Source organism: Kushneria sp. Sum13 (genome assembly GCF_052692355.1).
On the sequence record NZ_CP199847.1, the window covers coordinates 2,297,715 to 2,322,433 of the forward strand.

The following is a 24,719-nucleotide window of genomic DNA, read 5'->3' on the forward strand; positions in this document are numbered from 1 at the left end:
GTCGCACCCGCGTTTATGTGCGCGATCTGGCTTCCACCGTAACAACCTGATCGGTTTCAAGATTCATCGCCATCAGGACACCGCCCCAGACACAGCCCCCATCAAGGGAGCGAACGTTGGCCCGCGCGCCCGGCGCCCGGCCCTCAAGGGCGGCCCAGTGGCCGAAAATCAGCCGCTGGGTATCGCCTCGTTCAAAACAGAACCAGGGGCTGAAGCCTTCGGGTGCACTATCCAGCCCTTCCTTGGCGCTAAAGTCGAGCGTGCCATGCTCATCAATAAATCGCATGCGGGTAAACACATTAATAATGGCACGCAGGCGATCATTGCCACGCAGCGCAGGCTCAAAGCGCGCCGGTTCATTACCGTACATGTGAGGCAGAAATTCGAGAAACTGGCGGGATGAGAGCATTTCCTCCCCTTCCCGCGCATACTGCCGGGCACGCTCGAGCGACCATTGCGGCGGTAGACCGGCATGGGTCATGACACATTGATGTGTCAGGGATTCGACCATCAGCGGCTGACAGCGAAGCCACTCCAGCAGCGTTTCGCGATCAGGCGCCTCGAGGATGTCCACCAGGGTATCCGAGGGCTTGAGGCGACCGTGGCCAAAGGCCACTGCCAGAAGGTGAAGGTCATGATTACCCAGCACGACGCTTGCATGCTCGCGCAGCTCATAAACGCGGCGAAGCGTTTCAAGCGACTGCGGACCGCGGTTGACCAGGTCGCCGGTAATCCACAAATGGTCGCGTCCCGGCACAAAATCAATCGTTTCAAGCAACTCGTCAAACTCATGGCAACAGCCATGCAAATCACCAATGACCCAGGTTGTCATCGTCTACTCCAGAACCATTGAATGAATAAGACACCGCCGCCCCTTTCAGACGCTTTATTGAGACATCAATGCAGGTGCAATGGGCAGGCCAGGCGGAAGGGAGCGATCGAGACATCAAACGTTTCCCCCAGTGCCGGCGCCATGAAGGTATAGCTGCCTTCCATCACCCCGACCTGACTGTCGAGAATGGCGCGACTGGAGTAATTAAAGGGCAGGCCCGGCGCAATCATGGGCTGTTTGCCCACAACCCCTTCACCGCGAACTTCACGCACTTCACCGCTGCCCAGCGAAATCCGCCAGTAGCGGGCCAGAAGCTGTATGGAATATTCCCACTGGTTGCGAATGGCGACCCGATAGCCAAACACAAAGCGCTGCTGCGAGGGATCCGATTCGTGCGGCAGATAAAAGCTTTCAACCTCGACCACAATATCCCGGGCAGGCTCACTCATGACGCATTCTCGAACAGATGATTGGCGATCGTCACGAACTCGCCAACACTCAATGTCTCCGGGCGACGCGTCGGAGCGATCTCGAGCGATTCCAGCGTTTCGGCGCTCAAAACATCACGCAGATTGTTGCGAAGCGTCTTGCGCCGCTGGGAAAAGGCACGACGTACCAGATTGGACAGCAGTTCCTCATCGTGTGCCACGTGAGGCCGTACCTGCCAGGGGATGAGCCTTACAATGCTCGAATCTACCTTGGGCTGAGGAAAAAAGGCTTCCGGCGGTACATCAAAGAGAGACTCTACCTGACAGTAATAGCGGGTCATGACTGACAGCCTGCCCCACTGCCCCGTACCGGGTTCTGCTGCAAGCCGGGCCACCACTTCCTTTTGCAGCATGAAGTGCATGTCGCGCACCGCATCACCGGCACCCAACAGATGAAAAATCAGCGGTGTGGAAATATTGTAGGGCAGATTGCCAACCACTCGCAGCGGCGCGCCCTCTCCACGAAACGCCCTGAAATCAAAGGCCAGCGCATCGCCTTCGGTGATATTGAAATCGGGATAATTGAAAAAACGCGTGCGCAGTCCCGGAATCAGGTCCCGGTCAAGCTCGATGGCCTCCAGCGATCCATGCGCGGCCAGCAACTCCTCGGTCAGGGCACCCTGTCCAGGCCCGATTTCGACCAGCCGGTCACCCTTTTGTGGATGTATCGAGCGCACGATACGTTCGATAACACCGTGATCCTGGAGGAAATTTTGCCCAAAGCGCTTGCGAGCGCGCATGGGGGCCGGTTGTCGTGACATGAATGATCCTTGCGTAAAAGATAGCGACCTGCATTAACGAAAGGCCGCGAGGGTCGCTCGCGGCCTGTCATCAGCGCGGATATCCGAAAGGAGGCAGAGCCTGTTACGGCGCAGTGCCGTCGTCCTGTTTCAATCGATTATCAACGTAGGCCGAGGCGCGAATCTCCTGCGTCCAGGCTTCCAGTTCCTCGTTGACCTTGCGCTGAAACAGCGTACGTCGAATCTGCTCTCGCTGCTGGTCGGCATTACCACCGCCGCGCTTGTCCAGAAGGGTAATCAGGTGATAACCGCTCGGGCTGCGGATGGGCTCACTGACCTCCCCCTTTTCCAGACGGGGCACGACATCATCGAAGATACTGGGCATTTCGGCACCGGAACGCCAGCCCAGATCACCGCCGTCCAATGCCTGAGGGCCATCGGACTGGGCCGCAGCAACTTCCTGAAACTTTGCCTGACCCGAGGTAATGGCCTGACGCAGCTGCTCGGCCTTTTTACGGGCCGCTTCAGCCTGCTGGGGCGTAGGCGCCTGCGGCACGGCAATCAGAATATGCGCCAGATGATACTGCACATTGGCGTTGCTACCGGCCTGTTTCAGGTACTGATCCACTTCGCGGTCGGAAATATTGACCTGGCTTGCCACACTGCGCTGCTGTACCTGAGTGATCAAAAGCTCGCGGCGAACCTGCTCCCTGACCTGGGCATAGCTCATGCCCTCCTGCTCGACCCGATCAACAAACTGTTCGAGCGTCATGTTATTGCGCTGGGCAACGCCTCGCATCGCTTGATTGAGGTCGCTGTCGCTGACGCTCAAATTGGCACGTTCGGCCATCTGCAGCTCGATCTGCTCGGTGATCATGCGCGAGAGCACCTGATCACGCAGCTCACCTTGATCCGGCATGCCGATATTGCGCGACTGCATCTGCTGACGCACCTGGGTGACGCGCTGATCCAGATCGCTGGACATGATGGCCTCATCGTTGACCACGGCGACGACACGATCCAGGGGCTGCACGGCGGCAGTCGCCAGCGGCGAAACGGAAAGACTCAGCGCAAGGCCCAGAGCGGCTAGCGTGTTTGCGTTGCGTGCTTTCATGAAATCTCTCTTCTCATTCATAAAACCGACGTTACGTCAGTAGTGCAGCAAGGTCGTGCCTTCGCTACGGGTTATGGCCCAGTCACAAGCGATCGTGTGGCCTAATTGCTCACGCCGGTATAGGCGCCAAAGTCATCTTCCCGAACCCCGGGGATGGCCTCGGAGAAATAGCCGTCGCTACTGCCCTGCCCGACACCACCAAGCCCCTTGAAGATAAAGGACAAAAAGAGACCCTGCTTGCGATCGTCATCGTCGACACGGGCCGTGTCGTTATCATCGATGTACTCACGCCAGGCGAGCTGAACGCCGTAGCAGCAGTCATTGAAGCGCACACCGGCCAGCGTCTCGAGGGTACGATTATTGGTCTGATCATACAGATAGCGCCCAAGCAGTGAAATTGCCGGGGTCACACGATATGCCGCCGAGAGATCGTACTCTTCACGGTTATAGGTCAGGCGATCGTCCTGATCCCCGAAGGGGTCGAAGTCCTGAACGGTCCAGCGATAGCCCATGTTCAGAATCAGATTGTCCGGATCCTGATAGGTCAGATAGGACGATGTCTTTTCGGTGCGATCGCGATGATCATCATAGAAAAAGGACTGACGCGCCGACCAGCGGTCGCTGATCTGCCAGTCAGCTTCGGCAACAATCGGAGAGCGGTCGCGGGTATTGCGGTAAAAAAGATCGCTCTGCTCATTGATGACACGATCTTCAAAACGGGCATCGATAACACGACGGTCTTCAAAATAATGACTCTGCCCAACCGACAGCCCCAGTCGTTCACGTCCGGTATCATCCTCAAGGAAACGGGTACTGACCCCATAGGACATCTTGTTGGTATCCCCGATACGGTCAGAACCGCTGAACCTATAGGGTGACCACAGCTGTGAATAGGACAGCGGCTGCTCACGGCTATCGAACTGTGGCAGCTCTGACTGATCCCGATACGGGGCATAAGCATAGTACAGACGTGGTTCAAGAGTCTGGCGCCAGTCACGCCCGAAAATACTGGTATCACGCTCAAAGATCAGGCCCGAGTCCACCGAAAGGACCGGCAGTACGCGATTGGGAGAGCGATCAAACCCTGTAGTGTCATCGCGGTCGTGCCAGTCCAGATCATACTGGGTGGCCATGAGCTGAGCACGCGGCTCGAAAAATCCCCAGGAAGGAGACCGCCGGAAACCGACGGCAGGTGCGACGTGAACACGAGCACCGGTGGCGGATTCCTGAGGAATGATCGAGGGGTCACTGTAGTTGACGTCACGCCAGAAATAAGTGGCGCTGGAGTTGAACTCTTCGTAAAGACCACCGGCCTGGTCCCATCGAGCACTCGCCAACAGTGCCGGCAGCTCATAGAACGGCTTGTCGTCATCGCGCAGCGGATCATCAAGTTTTTGATAGCCGCGGGCACGCGCCTGAAGATTCCAGGTGGTGCCCTGATAATTCAACCGCGCCAGACGCTCAAGATTATCGGTATCCTGCTCTTCGAAGGTCTGACCGAAATCGTCGAAATAGTCGCCATCGCTGGCCGCGCCATAGCGCAGGTTATAGGTGGTTCGCGGGGAGAAGCGGCCGTCATGGGCATAGCGTACGAACCAGCGGTCTTCGCCCTCGTAGTCCTTGTCCTCTCCGCCATCATCGTGACCGAGATAGTTGCCTTCCAGCGTGCCGGCATCCTCATCAAAGAGGTAGCGAAACTGCCCGCCGATCGCCTCGCCACGTCGCGAAATATAGCGTGGTGTGATCGTGGCGTCGTAGTTGGGTGCCAGGTTCAAATAAAACGGCTGAGCGTAGTCAAACCCTGACTCGCTACCCAGACTGACAGAGGGCCACAAAAAGCCGGTCAGGCGGCGATCATCAATCGGAAAACGGACCCAGGGCCAGTAAAAGACCGGGACATCCTCGATTTCCATGCGCGCATGCTTCGCCGTACCGTATCCGTTTTGCTGATCCAGCGTGATGTCGCTGCTGACCAGTTTCCAGAGGCTGGACTGTGGCTCACAGGTCGTAAAGGAGGCATCCTGAAGACGGTAGCGGCCGTCCTCGAGGCGCGACAGCTGACCCGCATCACCACGCAGGCGCTGCTGGTGGGCCACATAATGGGCCTGATCGATTTCGGCGGCATCACTGTTCAACGCGACCTGACCCTTGTCGCCGCGCACCAGAAAGCCGGGCTGGCGGTAGGACACCGGGCCCTGCAGCGCCACATTCGTGCGCGCCTCATTGAGCGTGGCACGCTGGGCTTCCAGCTGCTCATCCCCCCGACGCAGAACCACCTCGCCATCAAGCAGGGTTTCACCGTTGCTGCCATATCCGGCGTCATCGGATTCGGTGCGCACCTGTGACGGGTTGCTGCCGGCATCGATACGATAGTCCGGCATGATATAGCGGCCCCGACACAGCGCATTGGCGGGGCGGTCATCCCCCCAGGCCTGCCAGTCAAGTTCGCTTGCAGGCAGTGGCTGGGGCGCCGCCTGAGCCATGGTCGAGAGAAGACCGGTCAGCGAGGCGGCGGTCCAGAAGATACGCTGGCCCATGATCCTTGTTCTTCCTTGCAATGAAGCGATGTGATTGCTTTTAAAAATCGGTATGGTACGCGGCATCAGATACCGCAGCAGCCTGAAAACAGCGACAAAAGTGTCCTGTTGCGGCCCTTGAGCGCTCAGCATGCGGTGCCGCAACCGTACCGTCAACCAGGAGTTCCCATGACAGCGCGCCTTGACGCCCTGCGCCACTGGGCGGCATCTCATCACGACCTTGAGATTACCCCTCCCGAACTCGAGGTCGTGGCAGATGATGCCAGCTTTCGACGCTATTTTCGCCTGCATCTCGACACCGGGCAGTCACGCATATTGATGGACGCCCCACCGGAACGCGAGAACAGCCACACGTTCGTGGACATCGCGCGCCTGTGGCGCCGGCACGGCATTCCTGTCCCCGAGCTCTATCATGTCGATCTGGATCAGGGATTTATCGAACTGCAGGACCTGGGCGATGACACGCTGCGTCAACATCTAACACGAGAAGATCAGCGTGAAGCGCTCATGTCACAGGCCATTTCGACGTCGGTGGCCATCGCAGGCCTGCCGGCCGATGACCTGCCCGAGTACGATGCCCGCTGGCTCGGCGAGGAGCTTGATCTTTTTCCACAGTGGTGTCTGAGCCAGTGGCTGGATATCGCCGCCCCCGACAGCTGGCCGCAGGTCCGAGATCAGCTGGTCACGGCCCTTGCCGCCCAGCCACAGGTCTGCGTGCATCGCGATTTCCATGCACAGAATCTCATGTGCCATGAAAAGCGCATCTGGGTGATCGACTTTCAGGGCGCCGTCCGCGGGCCGCTGACCTTTGACCTGGTGTCGCTGCTGCGCGATCGCAACAACGCCTGGCCCGAAAATGATCAGGCGCGCTGGATCGAGATGTGGCGCCAGAAGGCACAGGATGCCGGCGTGATGTCGCCCATCACGCCGGAAGCATTTAGACGCATGGTCGATCTGACCACCGCCCAGCGCAGCCTCAAGGTGCTGGGCGGGTTCTGCCGGTTGGCCCTGCGCGATGGCAAGCCGCGCTATCTTACCCTGCTGCCACTGTTTGCCGAACACGTCCGCCAGGGGCTCATGGGGCAGCCGGGGTTTGAAACGTTCATGCAGTGGTTTGATACCTGCTTCGTGCCGAAGCTGGATGCACACCTGATTCAGCACCGCACTGCCCGTCATGGGAGCTGACATGAAAGCAATGATTCTTGCCGCCGGTCGCGGCTCGCGCATGCGCGAGCTGACAGAACACTGCCCCAAGCCATTACTCAAGGTGGGGGGCCGTGCCCTGATCGAATATCATCTCGAGCGGCTGCGCAGGGCAGGCATAACCGACATCGTTATCAATGTCAGTTATCTGGGCGATCAGATCATGACAACGCTGGGCGATGGTGCGCGCTACGGCGTTCAGCTGCGCTATAGCGTCGAGGCCACCGCGCTTGAAACGGGCGGCGGCATTCGCCATGCCCTGCCCTTGCTGGGGAACGACCCGTTCTGGCTGGTCAATGCCGACGTCTGGTGTGATATTACGCCCGACAGTCTGGGCCCGCTTGAGGGCGACCTGGCACGACTGGTCATGGTCGATCCGCCCGAGCATCATCGTCAGGGAGATTTTTATCTGGACGATGCCGGGCGCCTGCATGAGAAAGGCACGCCAGGGCTGGTCTATGCCGGCGTGGCACTCATGCACCCGTCACTGGTAGCAGACCTTGACGACGACACTCCCTGCCCGCTGAAGCCCTGCCTTATCAATGCCATGCAGCAGCAGAGACTCGGCGGTTATCACTATAAAGGGCAATGGTCGGATATCGGCACCCCCGAACGACTGGCCGCTCTTGAGCAGCAACTCTCACACCAGGACAGGAATTGATGCCTGTCCCTTTTTCCATCATCCCATGAGAGGGTTCACCTCTTTATTTGTACGGAGCAAGACTCATGGAAGCCAGCATCAAATGGACCGACGGACGACAGTTCGTGGCCGAATCCGGCAGCGGTCATGCCGTTATTCTGGATGGCAATCCGGACAATGGCGGTCGTAATACCGGCCCCCGGCCGATGGAAATGGTCCTGATGGGACTCGGCGGGTGCAGCGCCTATGACGTCATCAACATTCTTGAAAAGGCGCGCGCGAAGGTGACTGATTGCGTGGCACAGCTCAAGGCGGAACGCGCTGACACCACGCCGGCCGTGTTTACCAGCATTCACCTCCACTTCGTGGTCACCGGTGTGGCGCTCAAGGAAGCTCAGGTCAAGCGGGCCGTGGAGCTTTCGGCCGAGAAATACTGCAGTGCGTCATTGATGCTTGCCAAAGGCGGCGTCGACATTACCCATTCATGGGAGATCGTTGAAGCCTGAAGGCCACAACGGCGTCAGGGCGTTTAACGAACCGATATCCTTCGGCGCAGTCCGACTACACTGATGGTCACATGCCCGGCATTACGCCGGGTTTTTTGCGACGGTTACAGGCTCTGCCGATCAGCGCTGCTGACGTCACGGCCAGGCAGGAGAAGGTATGGAAAAACCGATTGAAAAAAGGGCGTTTGAGCTGCTGCTGGTCGTGGTCTCGGTCGCCTTTATCTGGATACTGCTGCCCTTTTTCAGCGCCATTTTCTGGGGTGTCATTCTGGCTCTGGTGTTCATGCCGCTGCAGCGGCGCCTTTTGAGCCTCTATGGCGGACGGCGCAATCTGGCCGCCATGACCAACGTACTCATCTGCGTGTTTATCGTCATCATCCCGGTCACCCTGATTGCCGGCTCACTGGTTCAGGAAGGCACCAGCGTTTATCAGCGCATCCGCTCGGGAGATCTGGATATCGGGGCCTATGTAGAGCAGGCACGCCAGGCACTACCGCCGTCGGTCGATGGCTGGCTTGAAAGTACGGGAATGGGAGATCTTTCCCAGCTGCGTGATCGCGTCTCCGAAGGGGCGGCACAAGGCAGTCAGATGCTGGCCTCAAGAGCCCTGAGCATTGGACAGAACACCCTGCAGTTTTTCATCAGCCTGGGCATCATGCTCTACCTGCTGTTTTTTCTGTTCCGCGATGGCGTGCCGCTGGGTCGACGCATTCGTCAGGCCATTCCGCTGAGTGCGCGCTACAAGTATCAGCTGCTCAACAAGTTCATTACGGTGACGCGTGCCACGGTCAAGGGCAACATCATCGTTGCCGCCACTCAGGGGGCCATCGGTGGTCTGGCCTTCTGGGGGCTGGGCATTGAAGCGCCCCTGCTGTGGGGGGTCATCATGGCCTTTTTGTCCCTGCTGCCGGCCATCGGCGCCGCCCTTGTCTGGGCACCGGTCGCCATCTACTACCTGCTGACCGGCAATACACTTGACGGGGTCATCCTGACCTTTGTGGGCGTGGTGGTCATCGGCCTTGCCGACAACTTCCTGCGCCCGCTTCTGGTCGGCAAGGATACCAAGCTGCCTGACTACGTGGTGCTGATCTCGACTTTGGGTGGCATGGCACTCTTTGGTATCAATGGTTTTGTGATTGGTCCACTGATTGCGGCCCTGTTCATTGCGGCCTGGGATCTTTTCTCTCACGAAAAGGAGGAAGACGAAGCCGGTGCCATTACCGAGCTGTCACCGATCTCGACAGAGCCTGGCAAGACACAGCCCTTGAAAACCCAGTCTCCCGAGCCACGCGACGGCCAATAGTCAGTCGATCAGCCCGGCAGAGGAATGGCGGCGCAGGCGGCGCCATTCGCACACCCGGGCGCCCACCGAGGTCACCCAGCGCCAGCCACCCGGCCAGCGCTGCCCACCGGCTTCAAGCGCCACACGAGCATGACGCGTGCTGTCATCGAGCATCTGACGAATAACGGCACGCGATTTTTCATCCTCGCCCGGCAACGCCGACAGCTGACGTTCCAGCGATTGCGCCTGCAGACTTTCTGTCAGATTGACCAGCCCGAGCCCACGCACGTGGCTGCGGCGGCTGAGCAACATTCCGGCACCCAGTGAGGTCGTGTAATAAAAGGGCGTCAGACGCGATGGGCGTCCTCCCAGCTCACGCAGTCGCGTGTCGCACCAGTCCAGATGATCGACCCCTCGAACCGACAGGTCATCCACCGGCTGATAATGGCTGCTGATGCCCGTGGCAAAACGCTGTCCCTGATAGATGCCCTGACCGATCACCCGACTCCGATGATGATGGCGCATGACATCGATGGAATGACGGGTCTCCTCTGCCGCCATCGGCTTATCCCGCGTCCCCATGCCTGGCCGGGCACGACTGGCCCGGGTTGCGCCCGGCACCAGGGTACGCAGCATGGTATCGAGCTGATCAACAAGGCGATCACTGCGCGTGAATCGACGAGACATGGCATGACTCCTGAAGGGCGTTCATGATGAAACGCAAATGATGCTCTGACTATAGCGGCCATCCTTCAGGCTTGCGACGCTGGATATCAAACGGCGCGACGCACCTCATCGATGCGCCGCGCCGTCTGCAGCAAAAGGAATGATAATCAGCTCATCTGCTCACCGGTACGGTATCCGCCGGCCGGCGCTCGTGGCTGATCATGTACCGGTCTGCCCGCCTCACTGGTCGCCCCCTGCGGAAACCGCACGCTCAATGCAGCAAAGGCAATCAGCGTCACCGCGATCCCCAGAAAGAAAAGTCCCTGCTGATAGCTCAGTGACTCCGATCGAAACAGAAAACCGGCGGCCACCGCGCCCACGTTGCCGCCGGCGCCGACAATCCCGGCCACGGCCCCCAGCGCCCGACGATTGATAAAGGGCACCACGCCATAGGTCGCGCCTTCTGCCATCTGTACACAAAGGCTGAACAGCACCATGGTCATGATGGCGATGCCCAGTACCTGCATCTGGGAGAACAGGATCAACGCCACGCCCTCGCACAGCAGCGTCAAAAACAGCCAGCGCACGCGCCCCTTGAGGCCACTCAGACGGGCAAAGCGATCGGAGAAAAACCCGCCAAGCGCTCGAGCAAAAAGGTTCATCATGCCGAAAAGACCCGCAATCAGGCCGGCCGTGCCCAGCGACAGTTCAAAGTTATCGAAATAATACAGCGCGGCGATATTGTTAATGGTCAGCTCAACGCCGAAACAGGCGCCATAGACCAGAAACAGGGCCCAGACGCGAACATCCCTGATGGCCGAGCCAAAGCTGGCCCGCGCGCCATATTCGTTTTTGGCCTCGACGAGCGCTCCGCGACGGCGCAGATCGGCAAAATTGCCATCCGGGGCGTCCTGGGTGAAATGCCAATAGGCGATACCGGTCAGAAACAACACCAGACCCGGCACGATCATCGCCAGCCGCCAGCCCAGCGTTTCACTCACACCCAGCATCAAAAGCCCCGACAGCACCAGAGGCATGAGAATCTGGGTCGTTCCGCCACCCAGGTTGCCCCAGCCGGCCGTGGCCGCATTGGCCGTGCCCACCACATTGGGACCGAACATGATCGAGGTGTGATACTGGGTAATTACAAAGGAGGCACCAATCGCGCCGATGGCCAGGCGCGCCAGTAAAAAGCTTTCAAAACTGTCGGCAAGCCCGATCGACATGACCGGCAGTGCGCCCAGGCACAACAGCCAGGTGTAGGTGCGCCGCGGACCGATACGATCACATAAAAGCCCGATGAACAGGCGTACCACCACGGTCACGGCGACCGAGGCGATCATCGTATTGCCGATCTGGGTCTTGGTCAGGTTCAGGTCATCTCGTACAACAGCCATCATCGGCGCGATGCCAAACCAGCCAAAAAAGCACACATGAAAGGCAAACCAGGACAGGTGAAATGCACGCATCTGCGGCGTTTTAAACTCGAAAAGCCGAATGCGGGTCGCCTTGTTTCTGATGTCCATGATGCTGCCTCGGTAAGGGGCTTGATGACACCTGCGCGCGTTTCAAAAGGCGTGCAGAGCAGTGACTTCATCGCACTCGCACCGGGTGCAGGCTGATCCGGAATGCCCCGGGCACGTCGTGACACGATTACCGAGCAAGACACGTGCCAGATATAACCAACCCCGGAGGACACAACGGAATAAAGGTGCGTTTTATCCGGTTTGTCATCCGAGGCGTTTGTTCATGACCTTCTGTGTGGCCTTTTATCCGTATCGTGCACCACGATGGCCCATCGCCCTGATGACACTGCCGGCCAGAGCCCCTTGCCGTGAAGCGCCAGGCATAAAAAAAGCGCCAACAGTCAGGCTGCCGGCGCTTTTGAGGGTTCACACAAGGAATTAACCGGCAGGCCAGCTCATTTGGCGCCCGCCCATCAGATGCAGGTGAATGTGGTAGACGCTCTGACCGCCCTGCTCGTTGCAGTTCATCACCACGCGGTAGCCTTCCTCGGCGATCCCCTTTTCACGCGCAATCTGCGCCGCCACAAGATGCAGCTTGCCCACTACCTGCGCATCGGCTTCAGTGAGGTCGTTCAGGGTCGCGATTTCCTTTTTGGGAATGATCAGGACATGCACTGGCGCCTGAGGATTGACGTCGTTGAACGCCAGTACCTCATCGTCTTCAAAGACGATGCTGGCATTGATCTCGCGATTGATGATTTTGGTAAAGATCGTGGACATGAAAACTCCCTGGTCGGAAATGGATCATTATCGTCGGCGCCGGCGTGTCTATCGAAAACGCCGCTGCGCCAGCAGGGCTTCTATCTGCGGCTCAAGAATCAACTCGATGGCCAGTGGCATTTGCGCCCCGGGCACCACCAGCGTATTGGGCCGCGTCATGAAGGCGCCCGACAGCATGGTCAACAGGTAAGGGAAATCCGCGCTGTCCCTATCGCGAAAGCGAATCACCACGAAGGATTCGGCATCAGAAGGAATCGCCTGCGGCTCGAAGGGATTGGAGGTATCCACCGTGGGCACGCGCTGAAAATTGATATGCGTGCGGGAAAACTGCGGCACGATATAACGCACGTAGTCCTGCATGCGTCCGAGAATCGTCTCCACCACCGCCTCATGGGAATGACCGCGCATGTTGATGTCGCGATCGATCTTTTGAATCCATTCGAGATTGACAGTGGGCGTCACCCCGATCAGCAGGTCAACGTGCTGTGCCAGATCCTGACTGGAAGACACCAGACCACCGTGCAGCCCCTCGTAGAACAAAAGATCCGTACCGGTGGGCAGGGGCTGCCATTCGGTAAAGGTCCCGACACGATAACCGGCCTCCAGCATCCGCTTGTCTTCGGAATGGATGTAATGACGGTAGGTGCCGGTACCATGTTCACCGTACTCGGCAAACAAGCGCTCAAGGCGGTCGAGCAGGTTGGCCTCGACCGCGAAGTGTGAGAGCTCATTTTTGCGTTCGGGCTCGTCACGAAAGATACGGGCGAGATCTTCCCGGCTATAGCGGTGAAAGGCGTCGCCATCCACAAAGGCCGCCCTGATGCCCTTGCGCGAAAACATGCGCTCGAAGGCGCGCCGCACGGTAGTGGTTCCTGCGCCGGACGAGCCGGTAATGGCAATCACGGGGTGCTCGCGTGACATGGCGCCTCCTGAGCTACAGACCCGAGACGGGTGTTGTTATTGACGCCGGCCAGCCCTGAAGGCCGGCCGGCGTGCAGCGCTATCGATTGATGGCGCGAGCAGCAATGTCGCTGCGATAAAACCCGCCTTCAAACTGCATGGCGGCCACGCCCTCATAGGCAAGGTCGCGCGCCGCTTTCACATCATCTCCCAGCGCCGTGACACAGAGGACACGCCCGCCCGCTGTCTCGATGGCGCCGTTTTCACTCTCGCGGGTGCCGGCATGAAACACGTGACAGCCAAGGCGCTCGGCGTCATCAAATCCCGTAATGACATCGCCCTTTCGATAGCTGCCCGGATACCCCTCTGCCGCCATCACGACACCCACGGCCGGGCGCGGGTCCCATTGACAGTGATACTGGCCAAGCTGGCCATCAATGGCCGCCTCACACAGCGTGACCAGATCAGACTGCAAGCGCAGCATGATCGGCTGGGTTTCAGGGTCGCCAAACCGGCAATTGTATTCGATGACGCGCGGGGCGCCCTGATCATCAATCATGAGCCCTGCATACAAAAAGCCCGTATACGCATTGCCGTCGGCCTTCATGCCCTGAATGGTCGGCATGATAATTTCACGCATGACGCGCTTGCGCACGCTCTCGGTTACCACGGGCGCCGGCGAGTAGGCGCCCATACCGCCGGTATTGGCACCGCTGTCATGATCGCCTACCCGCTTGTGGTCCTGGCTGGTCGCCATCTCCACGACGTGGTCACCATCGGCCATGACGATAAAGCTGGCTTCTTCGCCGTCAAGATATTCCTCGATGACCACGCGCGCGCCGGCATCACCGAAAGCGTTGTCTTCCAGCATGTCCTGAACGGCCGCGCGCGCCTGCGCCATGTCCATGGCCACGATCACGCCCTTGCCGGCGGCCAGACCGTCAGCCTTGATCACGATCGGTGCCCCCTGTGACTCAAGATAGGCCAGCGCCGGCGCCACTTCCGTAAAGCTTTGATAGCGGGCGGTCGGGATGCCGTGGCGCGCCAGGAAATCCTTGCTGAAGGACTTGGAGCCTTCAAGCCTTGCGGCCGCCGCACTCGGGCCAAAAATTCTGAGTCCTTCGGCCTGAAAACGGTCAACGACACCGGCCACCAGCGGCGCTTCAGGGCCCACCACGGTAAGATCCACCCTTTCATTGAGCGCAACCGCCAGCAACCCTTCAATATCACCGCCGGCAACATCCACGTTACGAAGGCCGGGCGCGCGTGCGGTACCGGCATTGCCGGGGGCCAGCAGCACTTCATTTACCCGCGGTGACTGTGCCAGTTTCCACGCCAGCGCGTGTTCGCGGCCACCGCCGCCAATCATCAGTACCTTCATGCCGAAGCTTTCCTGCGTCATGGTTCAAGCCATTACCCGTGTGCCCGGGTGCGTGTCCGGCGCATTATGTCAGAAAGCGAACGGGTCGTCCGCCCGTGGCCGCTGCGCTATCATCGTCGTCCCCATCGACACGCCCGCGCTTTTGGAAACACCGCCCACATGAATCTTTTGCTGCTCACTCCTGACGACCTTGTGACGCCCGACCGGGCGTGTATCCACGATAGCCGACGCCTGCGCCATTTTCACGAGATACACAAGGCCTCACCCGGCGAGGAGCTGACTGTCGGCATGACCGGTGAAGGCATCGGCCGGGCACGATTGATCGAACTTGAAAAAGAGCGGGCACTGTTCGAGATACTGCATCTCGACACGCCCCCGCCACCGGCTTTGCCGGTGCATCTGTTGCTGGCCCTGCCGCGCCCGCGCATGCTGGCCCGCTCGCTCGAGAACATCGCCACCATGGGGGTCAAGCGGCTGACGCTTTTGCATACCGCCAGAGTCGAGAAAAGCTACTGGCAATCGCCCGAGCTTCAGCCCGAGCGCATCGAGGCGCATCTGCGCCTTGGCCTTGAGCAGGCCCGCGACACGGTATTGCCGGTAGTGGACCTGCAGCCCCGCTTTAAACCCTTTATCGAGGATCAGCTGCCTGCGGCACTGACCGGTCACCGGGCGCTACTGGCCCACCCCGGCATCGGGGAAAGCTGCCCGCGCGGGCTGCCCATGGATCAGCCCGTGACCCTGGCGATTGGTCCCGAAGGCGGGTTTATCCCCTATGAAGTCGAAAGACTGCAGACAATGGGTTTTGAAGGCATCCATCTGGGACCGCGCATTCTGCGCGTGGAGACAGCGGTCGTGTCGCTGCTGTCACGGCTTTTTTAGGAAACCTGGGCCGCGCCGGCACATGCCACCACCTGCCGTCCCTACTGCTGCGCGGCGCGCGGCTGGCTGATCCGCGCACGCGCCAGCGCATCTTCCCGGAGCAGATGACGCAGCGCCTCAAACTGCTCCGGGGTATCGCGCGCCCCTCGAGAAATGTCATCGACCAACGCCCGTGCCCCGGCATGGGAATCTTCAGCCTCCATCGGCAGGGAGAGCTGCTGGGCCAGCGTTTCCCTGACCTCACCCCATATGGAGACACCCCGATACTGCTGGCGAGCAATGATCGACAGCGCATTGGCGACCATCAGGGCCGAATGCCGTGCCTCTCCCTCCAGCGCCGGGATGATCTCTGACTTGAGGGTCTGACGCGTGATCTCCATCAGATCGCGTGCGTCATCATTGAGGGCCGAAAGCGCCTCCCACGCGATGGGAAGAGAATGCTCGGTCGCATGGGGGTCTGCCTGATCCGATGACGACGGCAGGCTGGCCGGGTCAATGCCGGCAGCGACAGGGATCAGACGCAGCAGATCAAGCTCAAGGCCCGGCAGCAGATGCGACGTCAACGCAAGCTCGAGATCCGGCTGGACACCGCTGTCGTGACGCGCGCCCTGCTCCAGGGCGATAACGGCCCAGCGAAGCGTGGCCAGGATAATCCATTTATCGAGCTGCTCACGATCAACATGCTCCCCGCCGGCATTTTCATAGCCGCGTAAAAAGGCGTCGATCGAGCCCAGACCACCGGCCTCTCCCGGCCCGCCGAAACGCCAGCAGGGCGCACAGAACCAGCCAATGTCGGCAAGCGCGGCATTGGGTCCGGCAAACTCCCAGTCCAGCACCGCCTCGAGTCGGCCGTCGTCGATCATGAGATTGCCGGTACGAAAATCGTTATGAGCAAACACGGGCTGTGCGGATGCCGGCGGGTGACACTCCAGCCAGCGCAGCGCCCATGCCAGCACCGGCTGAGGCTGGTCCAGCTGCGCCAGACGAACATGAAAATCGGCCAGCTGAGTGGAGACCACGTCAACACGCTCGTGACCTTCGTTGCTGGTTCGCGGCAGGGCATGAATGCGCGCAAGCTCTGCTCCCAGAGCTTCCACCAGCGACTCGAGTGCACCGTCACCTGCCTGAGCGACGAGCGCCCGGGGCGATGCCTCACCCGCGACATGGCGCATGACCATGAAGGGACGCCCCAGAACGCTGCTGTCCTCACACATCCACAGCGGCTCGGGCACCTGAATGTCGTGGCGCCAGGCACGTTCAAGCACCGCAAACTCTTCCTGACGGCTGGCACTGATGGCCAGCGGCGCACGGGCATCGCTGCGCAGTACCCAGCGTTGCTCTCCGGCCATGGGACCGCCGGTCACAACCACCTCCAGAAGGCGATTGTCCTGCACGGCACCGCCCCCCAGGCGCCGCTGTGACCTGATCACCACGCTGTCGGCGCCGCTGTGCTGTGCCAGCCAGGCACTCAGAACCGAATCCGACCCGTCATCCCTCATTGGTCAGCCACCTCCCAGTGCCAGAAGTCGTTGCCTTCACTGCGCAGCATGCGCGCCAGCAGCATCTGATGAACTTCGGTGGCACCGTCCACGATGCGCGCCTGACGGGCGTAGCGGTAGATCCATTCAAGCACCGTGTCCTGGGAGTACCCCTTGGCGCCATGTACCTGAATGGCCACATCCACCGCCTTGTTGAGCACGTTGGAGACGGCCACCTTGGCCATGCTGACTTCCTTGCGGGCAAAGCTGCCCTGATCAAGCGCCCAGGCGGCCTTCATGACCAATGTACGACCTACCTCGATTTCCATGGCCACTTCACCCAGCGCGGTCTGAATGCTCTGGTTGTCCGCCAGCGCCGCACCGAAGGCCTGGCGCATTTCGACATGCCCCAGCGCCTCTTCCATGGCCCGCTGCGCCAGACCCAGCCAGCGCATGCAGTGCGTCAGTCGCGCTGGCGCCAGCCGGATCTGGGCAACCTTCATGCCCTCGCCGACCCCAAGCACCACCTGATCGTCAGGAATTTCCAGTCCGTCAAAAATCAGCTCACAGTGGCCACCGTGCTCTTCGGGTCCCATGATCGGGATACGACGCTTGATCTCCCAGCCGGGCTGGTCACGATGAAACAGAAAGACGGTCAGGCCCTTGCGCGCATCATCACTGGTTCTTGCCACCAGCATGAAATGCTCGGCAAGACCGGCACCGGTAATGAACCACTTGTGACCGTTGATGACCCAGCGATCACCGCGGCGTTCGGCCCGGGTCTGCATCATGCCGGCCATATCGGAGCCGGAGCCGGGGTGTGGCTCGGTCAGGGCAAAGGCACTACGCACCCGGCCATCAACAATCGGCTGAAGCCAGCGCGCTTTCTGCGCTTCGGTGCCGACCTTTTCAAGCACCATCATGTTGCCGTCATCGGGCGCCACGGCGTTAAAGCACACCGGTCCGAAAATGGAGCGGTTCATGGCTTCATAGCAGGCCGCCATGCCCACCATGGAAAGTCCCATGCCGCCGCGCTCGCGCGGCATTTGTGGCGACCATAGACCTGCCTCTTTCACCTCGCCGCGCAGCCGCTGGAGGTGATGATCCACGATGTTTTCGTGCTCATCGTAATTGGCGCGGTCCTTCTCCAGAGGCATGATCCGCTCCTCCACGAAGGTACTGATGCGCTGACGGTACTGCTCAATGTCCCGGGGGAGTGAGAAATCCATGTGATGTCCAGAAAGGTAGGGAAATAAGCGTCAAAGCGAGCTGACCGTGTGGCCGCCATCGACCGTGAGCACGCTGCCGGTCATGTAGCTGCCGGCGTCGCTGCACAGCAGCAGCAGAGGACCATCGAGAGATTCGGGCGCGCCCAGGCGTCTCTGGGGAATGCGCCGAATCAGCTGCTGCCCCTGCTCGCTCTGGAAAAAGTCGTGATTGAGAGGCGTATCGATATAGCCCGGTGCCAGGGCGTTTACTCGAATGCCGTAGCGTGCCCATTCAAGCGCCAGGCTTTTGGTGAGCTGGATCAACCCTGCCTTGCTGGCACTGTAGGCCGCCACATGACCGGCCACCCGCAGGCCGAGAATCGAGGCCACGTTGACGATCGCACCGCCGGTGCCCTGTGCCTGCATGGCCTGCGCAGCGGCTTTTGAGACCCGCATTGCCCCGTTGAGGTTGGTATCGATGATGTCGGTCCATGCGTCCATGTCGCGCGACATCGCCGGGGTCGTATCGGTAATGCCGGCATTGTTGACCACGATGTCAGGGGGCTGACCAGCCTCAAGCGCCAGCGTCTCGAGCGCAAGACTTACATCCTCTTCATCACGGATGTCCATGGCACACACCCACACCGTAATGCCTTGCGCGCGCAGCTCGGCGGCCTGCGTCTCCAGAGGCTCGCGTCGCCGCCCCGTCAGCATCAATGACGCGCCGGCACTTCCAAGCACCTGACTGAAATGCGCGCCAAGGCCACTGGCAGCGCCCGTGATCAGCGCCGTTCGACCTTCAAGACGTAGACGCCCTTCAATACCCGTCGTCATGACGACTCCATCTTCTGAGGCAACACATGGCCCACACACGACAATGCATCCTTATATTCAATATTAAACATAAGCGATTCAAATAATCGGTGGGTATAAAACAGATAATAACTTTTAAACTACGACGTATTGTTTCATCAGAATGTGCCGTATCGACCATGTTGTTTTTACAAAACAAAAAAGTAGCGAGAGCGTGTTTATATTGTATGGGCAAAACCGTGAACCTGTTAATTCAAACTTAATTTGTTCACCTTGTTAACAAATTATTAAACCGTAGACCGAGTTTGCGAGACTGACATACCCAACATTATTTGTCGGGTTTAAAACTCATTAAAAAAACAAAAAAGCATACTCATGGTCTCGTGGAGATATGGCATTGAATCATCACCGCGCACCAGCATCATCGTCATGCTCACCACAGGGTGAAAGCAATCACGCCCCCCTTTCACCCGTCAGCTTTCTGGAGCGTGCCGTTCGGGTTCATCCTGACCGGGCGGCCGTCATTGAAGAGGACGTCACTCTCACATATCGAGCGTTTTATCAGCGCTGTCGGCAGCTTGGCGGTGCCCTGCAGGCGCTTGGGCTTGCACCGGGCGAGGTGGTGTCGACGCTTGGCATGAACTCGAAAGCCATGCTGGAAGCACACTATGGCGTGCCGATGGCAGGCGGCATTCTCAATGCCATCAATGCAAGGCTCGATGGAACTTCCATCGCCTTCATCATGGCGCACGCCGAAACGCGTGTACTGATCTTTGATCAGGGCCTGCGCAGCACGGTGGCCACGGCACTGTCACTTTTGACAACACCGGCGCCCGTGCTGATCGAACTCAGGGATGGCAGCAGCGATGCATCATCATGGAAATGGCCCGCGCCTCATGACTACGACGCGCTGGTAGACGGTGCCCTGCCGTGCCCTCCTCTGTCGCCAGAGAACGAAAATGACTGTATCGCGCTCAATTACACCTCGGGCACGACGGGTAATCCCAAGGGGGTCATCTATAGCCATCGCGGGGCCTATCTCAATGCCCTGTCCAATACGCTGACGCTCAGGATGGATGACCGCACGGTCTATCTCTGGACGCTGCCCATGTTTCACTGCAATGGCTGGACCCATACCTGGGCGGTCACGGCGGCTGGTGGCACGCACGTCTGCATGCGCCGGGTCGAGCCGGGCCGCGTGCTTGAAATGATCCATGCCAGGGGCATCACGCACATGGCGGCGGCGCCCATCATCATGACCATGCTGCTGGAGCGTCCCGAAGCGGCCATGCCGCTTCCGCGCCCGGTCATGCTGGCCACCGGCGGCGCACCGCCCAACTCGGCCACCATTGCCCGCATGAGCGCGCTGGGATTTGACGTGCTTCATCTCTATGGCATGACAGAAACCTATGGCCCCTCACTGGTCTGTCAGTTCCAGCCGGAGTGGTCAGCGTTGACCGCCGAGGCGCGCGCGCGTCTTCAGATCCGCCAGGGCGTGGGCACCCTTGCCATCGAACGCGTGGCGCTGAAGGACCCGGTCACCCATGAAGATGTCCCCGCCGATGGTCAGTCACTGGGCCATTTGATGCTGCGTGGCAATACCATCATGCAGGGCTATATCAAAAACCCTGACGCCACTCGCGAAGCCATGGGGCGAGGCTGGCTCGATACCGGCGACATCGCCGTGATGCATGAAGACGGCTATATCGAGATCCGTGATCGCGCCAAGGACATCATCATTTCAGGTGGTGAATCGATTTCCTCCATCGAGATCGAGGAAATCATGATGGGCCACCCTGCCATCCGCGAAGTCGCCGTGATCGCCAGGCCTCATGATTTCTGGGGTGAGACGCCACATGCCTTCGTGGTCCTGGCCTGTGATATCGACCAACCCGGTGAAGCCGAACTGTTGGGCTGGTGTCGTGAGCACATGGCCCATTTCAAGGTACCAAGGCATGTCACGTTTCAAACGTCACTGCCAAGAACCTCGACCGGCAAGCTTCAAAAATATGCGCTGCGCGAGCATCAAAAGACCCAGCTGGCCACTGTCTGACCCCGCGTTGACAGGTTCCCTGGTCCCGACAGGGTCGGGGCCAGGGAACCCTGCCGGCTTGTAGCCACACGGGTTTATCAGATTTAAACCGCTGTCAGGCGCTGCCGGTGGAGCGGCGGCGCTGATACCAGTGACGCAGCGCCACGACTCTACCCGCCAGCCAGGGGGTTCGACGCAACAAAAACAGCAGGCGCTGCGGTAACGAGATGGCCTGATGATGCATGCTGGTCGTGATCGCCTCTCGAAAGCCGCGATAGCGACCCGCCTGAAGATATTCCACCGAGGCGTAATACCAGCGCCGCGCCATGGCCAGCGTAATGGCTGGCGTATGAGACGCGTCGAGCTGGCCCGCCAGATGCGTCATGCACTCGGCGTGACGGGCCATGAAATCCTGATGGCGCGCATAACGTTTGTCATCTTCCAGCTGACGCTGTTGCTGCGACCACGAGCCCTGGGCATGCGTGCGATAGACCGCCATGACATCGGGTAGATAAAGCGCGCCGGCCGGACAGGCGGCCAAAACCTGAAGATAAAAGTCACCGACCGGTGCCGTGGTATAAAACCATTCGGGCAGGCGCTCCAGTACGTGTCGATGCAACATCAATGACGGTGACGGACAGTAGTCACCGGTATGCACCAGCAGCTCATCAAGGGGCACGACGCGCTCATGATTGCGCCTGTCCTGATCCTCAATATGCAGGGTTTCCTTCTCGGGGCCGCGCCGTATCACGTTGTGATAACTGATCGCGATGTCCGGTCGGGCTTGCATGGCGCGATACTGCCGGGCGAGCTTTTTCTCGTCACACCAGAAATCATCGCCTTCACACAGCGCCAGATAGGGGGCGCGGGCAAACCCCGCCGCCAGCGGCATGATTCTGTGCCCTTTCTGGTACTGATTGTCATCACGCAGCACGGCGCGAATGACGCGCGGATAGCGACGGGCATATTCGGCGACGATCTCAGCCGTACCATCGGTCGAGGCATCGTCGTGCACAATGATTTCAAAGCAGAAATCCGTTTGCTGATGCAAAAAGCTTTCAATGGTCTCCCGGATATAGCCGGCCTGGTTGAAGGTCGTGCAGATAACGCTGACCTCCGGCGCGTCCGTCCCGGTCGGCCAGTGCCGGACCAGCATCGATTCAGTGGGTAGCGCGGGCATGCTTTCTCTCCTGCAAACGGCGAATGATCATGTCGCGCCCTACCGAGGAAACCACCGCGTTGACCAGCAAAATGGCAATGCCCATGCTCATCAGGCTGACAAAAATCCAGGGTCTGGGCAGCGTCCAGAGAGACAGCCCCAGCCACTGATAAAACAGCAGCATCAGCGCCGTGGCGGCCGCGCAGGGCAAAATGTCCCGGGTCATCCACTCGCGATGAATCCCCGGGGCAAACCTTGCATGCACAAACGGCGTCCAGAGCAAAAACGAGAGAAGGCGAAAGCCACACCAGGCCACCGCCACGCCGATCGCCTGCCACTGCCAGGCGGCCACCACCACCACCGGCACCACGATCAGGACAGAGACCGTGTTGTAGATGACATGCAGGCGCAACTGACCATGGGCGTACTGGAGATAATACTGAAAGGCGCCGATGGCCAGCAGCCCATTGCCCAGTGCGTACCAGAGGAGAATGGGCGCGCCCCAGCGGGCGGCCTCCATGTTACCGGTCCAGGCATACAGCAGCTGCCCGCCGTAAAGGGCGACCATGCCGGCTACCGGCAGCAGGGTGGCCGCAATGAACTGGGAGGCACGGCGGTAAAGGCGCAGCATTTGCGCCTCCTCCTGACTGGCCAGAAGTCCCGTCATGCGGGGCATCAGAGCGCGGCTGATCGGCATGGTCAGCGTCATGATCGCGTTGGCCACCACCACGACCAGGGTGAAATAGCCATATTCCGACAGCGGCAAAAACGAGGACAACAACAGCTTGTCGAGCTGCGTCATCAGTATCCAGATACCGGCCGTATAGGCCACGCCGCCAGCAAAGGGCAGCACCGGACGCAGCACGGACCATGAAAATCCCTGCCACTGTTCGCGCCCGCCCAGCAGTCGATAAAACATCACCCCCAGCACCACAAGCTCCAGCAGTGCGATGGCAATCTGATATTCGAAATAGGCGCTGGGACGGGTGCTGACAAACTGCAGGATCAGCAGGACACCGACGAACTTGAACGTGGCAATCACGACATTGGCCACATTGAGCGAGACCTGACGCTCCAGCCCCTGGATGCCGCTTCGATATAATGATGCCAGCCAGCGCATGCCGATCATGTACCCCATGAGCACAATGCACCAGGCCACCTCATCGCGTGACAGCGTCTTGACCTCGAGCCAGTTCGTGGCGATCCAGTCGCTGCCCAGCACGATCGACACCACCATGACGACCGCCAGCCCCAGAAACACGATTTCAAGGCTTCGCACCAGCCTGCGCAGCAGCTGCCACTGATCGCCCTGATGCGTTGCCGCCCGGGCCGTTTCGCGGGCAAGCGTGGGCGACATGCCCATGTCCAGAAGATTGAGCCAGGCCTGTAAAACGATGAAAAAACCCACCAGACCGTAGGCTTCCTCGCCCATCCAGGCCAGATAGAAGGGATAAACGACAATACCGATCAGCGTGGTGTAAAGCTGACCGGCATAGTTGGCAAGCGCATTAGCCTTGACCGACACGTGGTACTCCTGTCAAACGAAACCGCGGGGCCTGTGGTTCAGGTATTTCTGGCCGATTCAGGGGCCTGCATGGGCACCAGTGCCTTGAGCCCAAAGGTTCCGACACGAGCCATAGAGGGTGCCGGTGACTGTCCCTGAGCCAGACGCACCAGCATTTCAGGATAGTTGGCACCCGCCAGATGCGAGAACGGATACCCACCGCCGAAGCGGGCATTAAACTCGATCACGGCCAGACGATCACCACTGACCATGACGTCGACATCCAGATTGCCCACATGTCCCAGCTGACGCCCCAGTCGCTCGCCCAGTCGTGTCAGTTCAGGCATGTCCACGACCTCGGCCACATCGGTCTCTCCCGAGCGCATGCGTACCTTGCGCTTGACGGTGGTCACTACATGATGGCGCCTGAAGTCGTTAAACACGTCAAGCCCGTACTCCTGACCTGAAATGCCTTCCTGAATCAGTACATCGCCTCGGCCATCCTTTTCGATAACACGCTCTTCCATCAGCGTCAGGTAGCTGCGGGCAATGCCACGGCGAGTATGCTCATGAAAAAAGCGCAACTCATCGGCGTCACGGGCCATCTGCACGCCAATGGAACCCATGCCCCAGCGAGGCTTTATAAACAGCGGCCAGCGCACCTCACCCGCATCCACGGCTTCCAGTGCCGACGACAGTGACGCCCAGGTGCGTGGGCCATCAAAACCGTGCTCCTGCAAAAAGATCTGGGTACGCCATTTGTCGTTGGCAATATCCACGACCGCCTCATCGGAAACAGCCACCTGAATGCCACGCTCGGCAAATCGCTCGCGGGCGGCGCTGAGAAAAGGCAGATCGATATCAAACAGTGACACCACCAGCCCGACCTTCTCCTTCTCGGCAATATCGAGCAACGCATCGATATAGCCCGGATCATTGACGCCCGGCACCTCATAGGCACGATCGGCGCGCCACATGCCATCGGTCAGAGGGTCGCTATTGGCCGCGATCACACGGCCCTGGCCGGCGAGCGCCTCACGAAAATAGTCTACCAGGTAACCGCGCCGGCCCACGCAGGACAGCAGTACGTTCATGAATTCACTCCAGAGTC

22 protein-coding genes are annotated in these 24,719 nt (G+C 59.6%); 6 read left to right on the forward strand and 16 right to left on the reverse strand.

Features of this window, described 5'->3' with window-relative positions; translation table 11 throughout:
* Nucleotides 1-13: 13 nt before the first annotated feature.
* The 5 genes from ACUN8C_RS10765 to ACUN8C_RS10785 all read right to left on the reverse strand — a co-directional run bounded on the left by ACUN8C_RS10765 (nucleotide 14) and on the right by ACUN8C_RS10785 (nucleotide 5,711).
* Nucleotides 14-832, reverse strand: coding sequence for a symmetrical bis(5'-nucleosyl)-tetraphosphatase (locus tag ACUN8C_RS10765; protein WP_445619219.1), 819 nt, complete (start codon nucleotides 830-832; stop codon nucleotides 14-16).
* A 65-nt stretch (nucleotides 833-897) separates the two neighbouring features.
* Nucleotides 898-1,281 carry a Co2+/Mg2+ efflux protein ApaG gene (apaG, locus tag ACUN8C_RS10770; RefSeq protein WP_445619220.1) on the reverse strand — a complete coding sequence of 128 codons (384 nt, stop codon included), beginning with the start codon at nucleotides 1,279-1,281 and terminating at the stop codon, nucleotides 898-900.
* Nucleotides 1,278-2,081 (reverse strand): 16S rRNA (adenine(1518)-N(6)/adenine(1519)-N(6))-dimethyltransferase RsmA, encoded by an 804-nt coding sequence (gene rsmA, locus ACUN8C_RS10775; protein WP_445619221.1) that lies wholly within the window; start codon nucleotides 2,079-2,081, stop codon nucleotides 1,278-1,280. Before rsmA ends, apaG begins: the two co-directional genes overlap by 4 nt.
* A 103-nt stretch (nucleotides 2,082-2,184) precedes the next feature.
* Nucleotides 2,185-3,174, reverse strand: coding sequence for a peptidylprolyl isomerase (locus ACUN8C_RS10780; RefSeq protein ID WP_445619222.1), 990 nt, complete (start codon nucleotides 3,172-3,174; stop codon nucleotides 2,185-2,187).
* A 101-nt stretch (nucleotides 3,175-3,275) separates the two neighbouring features.
* Nucleotides 3,276-5,711, reverse strand: a complete 2,436-nt coding sequence (locus ACUN8C_RS10785) for an LPS-assembly protein LptD (RefSeq protein ID WP_445619223.1) — start codon at nucleotides 5,709-5,711, stop codon at nucleotides 3,276-3,278.
* 168 nt (nucleotides 5,712-5,879) lie between these two features.
* Here ACUN8C_RS10785 and ACUN8C_RS10790 point away from each other — a divergent pair, with 168 nt between their 5' ends.
* The 4 genes from ACUN8C_RS10790 (at nucleotide 5,880) to ACUN8C_RS10805 (ending at nucleotide 9,363) form a co-directional block, all read left to right on the forward strand.
* On the forward strand, nucleotides 5,880-6,896 hold the full coding sequence (locus ACUN8C_RS10790) for an aminoglycoside phosphotransferase family protein (protein WP_445619224.1): 1,017 nt from the start codon (nucleotides 5,880-5,882) through the stop codon (nucleotides 6,894-6,896).
* A 1-nt stretch (nucleotide 6,897) separates the two neighbouring features.
* A complete protein-coding gene (murU, locus tag ACUN8C_RS10795) occupies nucleotides 6,898-7,575 on the forward strand; it encodes an N-acetylmuramate alpha-1-phosphate uridylyltransferase MurU (protein ID WP_445619225.1) in 678 nt (225 codons plus the stop codon).
* A 65-nt stretch (nucleotides 7,576-7,640) separates the two neighbouring features.
* A complete protein-coding gene (locus ACUN8C_RS10800; RefSeq protein WP_445619226.1) occupies nucleotides 7,641-8,060 on the forward strand; it encodes an OsmC family protein in 420 nt (139 codons plus the stop codon).
* Between the two features lie 157 nt (nucleotides 8,061-8,217).
* Nucleotides 8,218-9,363 (forward strand): AI-2E family transporter, encoded by a 1,146-nt coding sequence (locus ACUN8C_RS10805; protein ID WP_445619227.1) that lies wholly within the window; start codon nucleotides 8,218-8,220, stop codon nucleotides 9,361-9,363.
* Here the strand turns inward: ACUN8C_RS10805 and ACUN8C_RS10810 are convergent, their stop codons facing one another.
* The 5 genes from ACUN8C_RS10810 to purD form a co-directional block, all read right to left on the reverse strand.
* The gene (locus ACUN8C_RS10810; RefSeq protein WP_445619228.1) at nucleotides 9,364-10,029 is read right to left on the reverse strand and encodes a 3-demethoxyubiquinol 3-hydroxylase; all 666 of its coding nucleotides are present in this window, start codon (nucleotides 10,027-10,029) and stop codon (nucleotides 9,364-9,366) included. It abuts the gene before it with no gap.
* Nucleotides 10,030-10,175: 146 nt separating this feature from the next.
* Nucleotides 10,176-11,534 (reverse strand): MFS transporter, encoded by a 1,359-nt coding sequence (locus ACUN8C_RS10815; protein WP_445619229.1) that lies wholly within the window; start codon nucleotides 11,532-11,534, stop codon nucleotides 10,176-10,178.
* A gap of 378 nt (nucleotides 11,535-11,912) precedes the next feature.
* Nucleotides 11,913-12,254 carry a histidine triad nucleotide-binding protein gene (locus tag ACUN8C_RS10820; RefSeq protein ID WP_445619230.1) on the reverse strand — a complete coding sequence of 114 codons (342 nt, stop codon included), beginning with the start codon at nucleotides 12,252-12,254 and terminating at the stop codon, nucleotides 11,913-11,915.
* 48 nt (nucleotides 12,255-12,302) lie between these two features.
* The gene (locus ACUN8C_RS10825) at nucleotides 12,303-13,175 is read right to left on the reverse strand and encodes a phosphoribulokinase (RefSeq protein ID WP_445619231.1); all 873 of its coding nucleotides are present in this window, start codon (nucleotides 13,173-13,175) and stop codon (nucleotides 12,303-12,305) included.
* Nucleotides 13,176-13,254: 79 nt separating this feature from the next.
* Nucleotides 13,255-14,535 (reverse strand): phosphoribosylamine--glycine ligase, encoded by a 1,281-nt coding sequence (gene purD / locus ACUN8C_RS10830; RefSeq protein ID WP_445619232.1) that lies wholly within the window; start codon nucleotides 14,533-14,535, stop codon nucleotides 13,255-13,257.
* 159 nt (nucleotides 14,536-14,694) lie between these two features.
* Here purD and ACUN8C_RS10835 point away from each other — a divergent pair, with 159 nt between their 5' ends.
* The gene (locus ACUN8C_RS10835) at nucleotides 14,695-15,414 is read left to right on the forward strand and encodes a 16S rRNA (uracil(1498)-N(3))-methyltransferase (protein ID WP_445619233.1); all 720 of its coding nucleotides are present in this window, start codon (nucleotides 14,695-14,697) and stop codon (nucleotides 15,412-15,414) included.
* 41 nt (nucleotides 15,415-15,455) lie between these two features.
* Here ACUN8C_RS10835 and ACUN8C_RS10840 read toward each other — a convergent pair whose 3' ends face one another.
* The 3 genes from ACUN8C_RS10840 to ACUN8C_RS10850 are packed head-to-tail and all read right to left on the reverse strand — an operon-like array spanning nucleotide 15,456 to nucleotide 18,934.
* Nucleotides 15,456-16,913, reverse strand: coding sequence for a phosphotransferase (locus ACUN8C_RS10840; RefSeq protein WP_445619234.1), 1,458 nt, complete (start codon nucleotides 16,911-16,913; stop codon nucleotides 15,456-15,458).
* Nucleotides 16,910-18,121, reverse strand: a complete 1,212-nt coding sequence (locus tag ACUN8C_RS10845) for an acyl-CoA dehydrogenase family protein (protein ID WP_445619235.1) — start codon at nucleotides 18,119-18,121, stop codon at nucleotides 16,910-16,912. Before ACUN8C_RS10845 ends, ACUN8C_RS10840 begins: the two co-directional genes overlap by 4 nt.
* 30 nt (nucleotides 18,122-18,151) lie before the next feature.
* Entirely contained in the window at nucleotides 18,152-18,934 is a 783-nt protein-coding gene (locus ACUN8C_RS10850; RefSeq protein WP_445619236.1) for an SDR family NAD(P)-dependent oxidoreductase, read from the reverse strand.
* 376 nt (nucleotides 18,935-19,310) lie between these two features.
* On the opposite strand from ACUN8C_RS10850, the gene ACUN8C_RS10855 reads away from it, so the two are divergent.
* The gene (locus tag ACUN8C_RS10855) at nucleotides 19,311-20,966 is read left to right on the forward strand and encodes an AMP-binding protein (RefSeq protein WP_445619237.1); all 1,656 of its coding nucleotides are present in this window, start codon (nucleotides 19,311-19,313) and stop codon (nucleotides 20,964-20,966) included.
* A 94-nt stretch (nucleotides 20,967-21,060) separates the two neighbouring features.
* On the opposite strand, the gene ACUN8C_RS10860 is transcribed toward ACUN8C_RS10855, so the two are convergent.
* Genes ACUN8C_RS10860 through ACUN8C_RS10870 form a run of 3 tightly spaced genes read right to left on the reverse strand, consistent with a single transcriptional unit; the run spans nucleotide 21,061 to nucleotide 24,702 of the window.
* Nucleotides 21,061-22,125 (reverse strand): glycosyltransferase family 2 protein, encoded by a 1,065-nt coding sequence (locus ACUN8C_RS10860; RefSeq protein WP_445619238.1) that lies wholly within the window; start codon nucleotides 22,123-22,125, stop codon nucleotides 21,061-21,063.
* A complete protein-coding gene (locus tag ACUN8C_RS10865) occupies nucleotides 22,106-23,629 on the reverse strand; it encodes a lipopolysaccharide biosynthesis protein (RefSeq protein WP_445619239.1) in 1,524 nt (507 codons plus the stop codon). The genes ACUN8C_RS10860 and ACUN8C_RS10865 overlap by 20 nt, the downstream gene beginning before the upstream one ends.
* A gap of 38 nt (nucleotides 23,630-23,667) precedes the next feature.
* On the reverse strand, nucleotides 23,668-24,702 hold the full coding sequence (locus ACUN8C_RS10870; RefSeq protein WP_445619240.1) for an ATP-grasp domain-containing protein: 1,035 nt from the start codon (nucleotides 24,700-24,702) through the stop codon (nucleotides 23,668-23,670).
* Nucleotides 24,703-24,719: the final 17 nt, after the last annotated feature.